At 69.3% G+C, this 5,056-nt stretch carries 2 protein-coding genes; one reads left to right on the top strand and one right to left on the bottom strand.

All coding sequences use genetic code 11. The features are described 5' to 3' along the window. Nucleotides 1-2,631: ATP-binding protein (locus tag ACWELJ_RS33230; protein WP_452370032.1), on the bottom strand; the 2,631-nt coding region annotated here is incomplete at its 3' end. Nucleotides 2,632-2,972: 341 nt separating this feature from the next. Here ACWELJ_RS33230 and ACWELJ_RS33225 point away from each other — a divergent pair. After that, on the top strand, nt 2,973-5,056 hold a 2,084-nt coding region (locus tag ACWELJ_RS33225), incomplete at its 3' end, for an AMP-binding protein (protein WP_452370031.1).

Below are 5,056 nucleotides of genomic sequence, written 5' to 3'. Positions count from 1 at the left end.
CGGCAGACCACTCGGTCCGGCCGGAGCCGCGCCCGGCGCGGCGTCCGCTCCGCGCGCCTGCGACGGCGGAAGTCCCACAGCAGGATTGCGCTGCGGCATCGCACCGGACTGACCCGGCTGCGGCGCTCCCCCTTGCCCCGGACCACGCGGCGCGGGTCCCGGCTCCCCGGGTGCGCCCGGTCGCGGCGGCATGCCGCCCGGAGCACCCTGACGCTTGAGCATATTGGCGGCGAGACCGCCCCGGGGCTGCGCCGGGGGCTCGCCCTGGCCGCGCTGCGGGAGGCTCGACCCCGGCTGAGCGGCGGGCGCGGACGGACCGTTCGCACCCGGATCCCGCTGGGGTAGGCCCGGTCTCGCGCCACCCGGCGCGGACACGGTGTGCTTGACGGTCGGGCCGTTCACCCCCGGCTGACGGGTCGGCAGACCGCCCGGCACCTGCGCACCCGGCTGGCGGGTGGGCAGACCGGTGGCGGCACTGGCCGCGGCCGGGGCGGCATCCGGAGTCGAGCTCGGGGCGGCGCCCGCCGCCGTGCCCGCCGGAATCGGCCCGCTCACACCCGGATCCACGGTGACCATGACATTGCCGGTCGCCGTGCGGGTGACCGCGCGCATCTGCATGGAGGCCGGAGCGCCGGCCTGGTTGCCCGCGCCCTGCGGCGCGGACGCCGTCGGGGCCGGGACGGGAGCCGGCTGCTGCTGCCCCTGCGCTCCACCTCCCTGCGCTTGCGGCGGCACCGAAATGGCGCCACCCGGCGAGACGATCAGCGGCTTGGGCACGTGCACGGTGACGGTCACACCCGGATCCCGGGCGGTGTCGAAGGTCGGGCGCAGGCGCACGGTCAGGCCATGGCGCTCGGCCAGGCGGCCGACCACGAACAGACCCATGTGACGCGCGGTGTCCGGGCCGACCTCGGCCACGGCCTCCAGTCGCCGGTTGATCTCGGCCATCTCGGCCGGGGGCATACCGATACCGCGGTCGGCGACCTCGATCAGCAGACCCTGATCGTGGGCCTGGGCGAAGGTGAACTTGACATCGGTCTCCGGCGGAGAGGCGCGCAGCGCGTTGTCCAGGAGCTCGGCGAACAGGTGCGCGAGGTCGGACGCGGCGGGCTCGACCAGCGAACCGCGCGGGGTGGCGCCCAGCTTGACGCGCTCGTAGTCCTCCACCTCGGAGATGGCGGCGCGCAGCACGTCGGCGATCTCGACCGGCGCGGACTTGGTCCGGCGCTGCTTGGTGCCGGCCAGAATCAGCAGGTTGTCACCATTACGCCGCATACGGGCGGCGAGGTGGTCGAGACGGAAGAGGTTCTCGAGCAGGCGCGGGTCCTTCTCGTCGTACTCCATCGCCTCGATGAGCGAGAGCTGATGGTCGACAAGGGACTTGGAGCGCCGCGCCAGGGTCTCGAACATGTCGTTGACCTGGGTACGCATGGCGGCCTGGTCGGCGGCCAGACGCAGCGCCTGACCGTGGATGTCGTCGACGGCGCGAGCCAGCTGGCCGACCTCTTCGTCGGTGTGCACCGGCATCGGTTCCAGCGGAACGTCTTCGGGGTCGGCGCCCTCACGCAGTGCGGAGACCTCTTGGCCGAGGTCGTATTCGGCGACGCGCAGGGCGGCCAGGCGCAGCCGGCGCAGCGGGACGATCATCGCGCGCGCGATCAGCACGGCCAGCGCCATGGCGCCGAGGATGGTGGCGATCACGATGATCGAGTAGCGGATGGCGTCCGAACGGGCCGCCGCCGCCAGGTCGTCGACTCGGGACACGATGTCCTTGGTCGCGCCCGCCGCGATCGACTGATAGCCGTTGATGCTCGCGACCAGCGAGTCCTTCAGCTCGGCCACCGGCAGCTGACCGGCCAGCGCCTGCGGGCCGTTGACCAGCTGGACGCGGGTGTCCGCGCCACGCTGCAGATCGGCGATGGTCGCGTCGCCGTCCGGGAAGCGGTGGGCCAGCACGGCCAGCATCTGCCGCTCGGTGCTGACACTGATCTGGATGTCCTTGAGGCCATCCTTCGGGTTGCTGCGTAGCGCCTCCGCCATGCCGGCGACCTCGTTGAACAGCATCCATCGGGTGTTCAGCGAGTCGACCAGGCGCAGCTTGGACTGGTCCACGTTCTTGTCGGCGATGGTCGCCACGATGGACTCCACCGTGCGCACGCTGTCGCCACGAATCCGCTCGACCTGGGCGACCGTGTCGGGGATCGACTTCGAGGGCGCGAGGCCCTGCGCCCGGATCGCCTTGGCGCCCACGATCATCTCGTCCAGCGACGAACGGGCGTTGGGAAGATCACTCAAACGGCTCGCGGCCTTCTCGGCGAACGAGATCGCCGTATCCAGCTGGGTGAGTTCCGGATCAGAGGTCAAGGACTGGTTCGGGCCCAGCATGACCATCTGCCCACTGGCCACCTGCGCCGCGTCCGCACTGAGACCGGTGATCGCCGGGATCACCCCGACGTGGTCGGTCGCCGTCGAGAGCCGGCTCGAATCGGCGAACTCCGCCGAGATCCTGGACGCACCCAGCACAACAGCGACCAACAACGGCACGGCGAGCACCGCCGTGACCTTCCATCGCAGGTCCCAGTTGCTCAGCGCCCAGCGCTTATTGCTGCCGGACCTAGCGGCGTCACGCATCTCCCACTCACTTTCCAAACTGGCCCCAGCCACGCGCCATCAGCGAGCCTCCGAGCGATCGCACGCTCGGCTCGACAGACGGAGCTGACCGAGAACGGCGGCTGGCCGAGAAATTGCGTCCATGACGGCCGAAATATGTGACATGCGATTCTAACGGATCAATAACTTCTTGTGTGACCTCTTGGCAACCACCGGTCCCTGACCTGCCGATTCCAGGCAAAATCAAAGGTCGCGGCGCCCGCCCGGACGTCGCGTGAAGTCTGCCACAATCAGGCTGATCTATCGAGGCGGGCATCTTCAGCGCTTCTCAGGACACAAGGCGGAGCTAGGGAGTCACCGGGTTGAACGCGAAGCAGGAGTACCGACCGGCGTATCAGCTGAGCCTGGTCGATCCCTCGGAGTTCTGGCGCACCGCGGCCGAATCCATCAGCTGGGACGTACCTCCCACCCAGATTCTCGATACCGCCGCCCGCCCCGCGGCGCGGTGGTTTCCCGACGCTCGCCTCAACACCTCCTACAATGCGCTGGATCGGCATGTGCGCGAGATCACAACTCCTGAAGGCTCTTTCGAGGGTCAGGAGGGCGGCCGCGCCCAGCAACCGGCCCTAATATACGACTCGGCTATGACCGGGTCCAGGCGGATTTACACATATCGGGAGCTGCTCGACGAAGTCGCCCGATTTGCCGGATCCATGCTGCGACTGGGCGTCAAGACCGGTGACCGCGTTGTCATCTATATGCCGATGATTCCCGAAGCCGTGGTGGCCATGCTCGCCTGCGCCCGGATCGGCGCGGTGCACTCGGTGGTCTTCGGCGGCTTCGCCGCCCACGAACTCGCGGCCCGCATCGACGACGCCGAACCTGTGTTGATCGTCACCGCCTCCGGCGGCCTGGAACCCGGACGCCGCATCGAATACCCGCCCATCGTGCTCGCCGCCCTCGACCTCGCGCAGACCACCGCACCCAGAACCGTGCTGGTCAAGCAGCGAGAAGGCTTCCCCACCATTCGCTTTCCGGCCGAGCAGGCCGCCACCGAATCGCTGCCCGCCTCCACCGAGACCGTGGCGGCCCGGTGGCTCGATTGGGACGAGGCGCAGATCGGGGCGGAACCGGCCGATCCGGTGTCGATGGCCGCGACCGATCCCCTCTATATCCTCTACACCTCCGGCACCACCGGGAAACCCAAGGGCGTGGTGCGCGACAACGGCGGGCACGCGGTCGCCATGGCCTGGTCCATGCGCAATATCTACGAGGTCGGCCCGGGTCAGACCATGCTCACCACCTCCGATATCGGCTGGGTGGTCGGGCACTCCTACATCGTCTACGCGCCGCTGCTGGTCGGCGCGACCACGATCCTCTACGAGGGCAAGCCGATCGGGACCCCGGACGCGGGCACCTTCTGGCGTCTGGTGGACGAGTACCAGGTGGATGTGATGTTCACCGCACCGACCGCGCTGCGCGCCATCCGCCGTGCCGATCCCGATGCCGCGCTGGCGCATCAGCACGATCTGTCCCGGTTGCGCGCGCTGTTCTGCGCGGGTGAGCGACTGGATCCGGCCACCTACGAGTGGACCGTGGACACCCTGCTCGCCGACCGCCCCGACTGTCCGGTGGTGGATCACTGGTGGCAGACCGAGACCGGCTGGCCGATTTGCGCCAATCCGCTCGGGCTTCAGCAGCTGCCGATCAAGCCCGGTTCGGCGTCGGTGCCGGTGCCCGGGTACCGGCTGCGGGTGCTGGACTCCGAGGGCAATGCCGTCGCACCCAACACCGAGGGCAATATCGTCATCGGACTGCCGTTGCCGCCGGGCACGCTGACCACGCTGTGGAAGGACGATGAGCGCTACGAGCGCTCCTATCTCTCCGCCTACCCCGGCCACTACCTGACCGGCGACTCCGGCTTTTTCGACGAGGACGGGTACCTGTTCGTCCTGGGCCGCAGCGACGACGTCATCAATATGGCCGGGCACCGGCTGTCCGCGGGCGGGATCGAGGCCGCCATCTCCGGACATCCGGCCGTGGCCGAGACCGCGGTGGTCGGCATCCCGGACGAGCTCAAGGGGCAGCGGCCGATCGGGTACGTGGTGCTCAAGACCGGCGTCGACATCGAGCCCGAGCGGCTGCGCGCCGAGGTCATCGACCGGGTGCGCGAGCGGGTCGGCGCCATCGCCACCCTCTACGACGTGGTCGCGGTCACCTCGCTGCCCAAGACCCGGTCGGGAAAGATCCTGCGCCGCACCATGCGTCAGATCGCCTCGGGTGAGTCCTTCGAGGTGCCGCCGACCATCGACGACGCCGCCATGCTGCCCACCCTGGAGAAGCAGATCCGCGACGCGGTGACCTTGATGGAGGACAAGGAGCGCATCGCCGCCGCCGCGGCCGCCGAAGCGGCCGCGGCCGCCCCCAAACATAAGAATAAGACACC

It is taken from the genome of Nocardia sp. NPDC004582, assembly GCF_053602115.1.
Note: the sequence above shows the minus strand (reverse complement) of the source record. Positions and strands in the feature narration are given on the sequence as shown.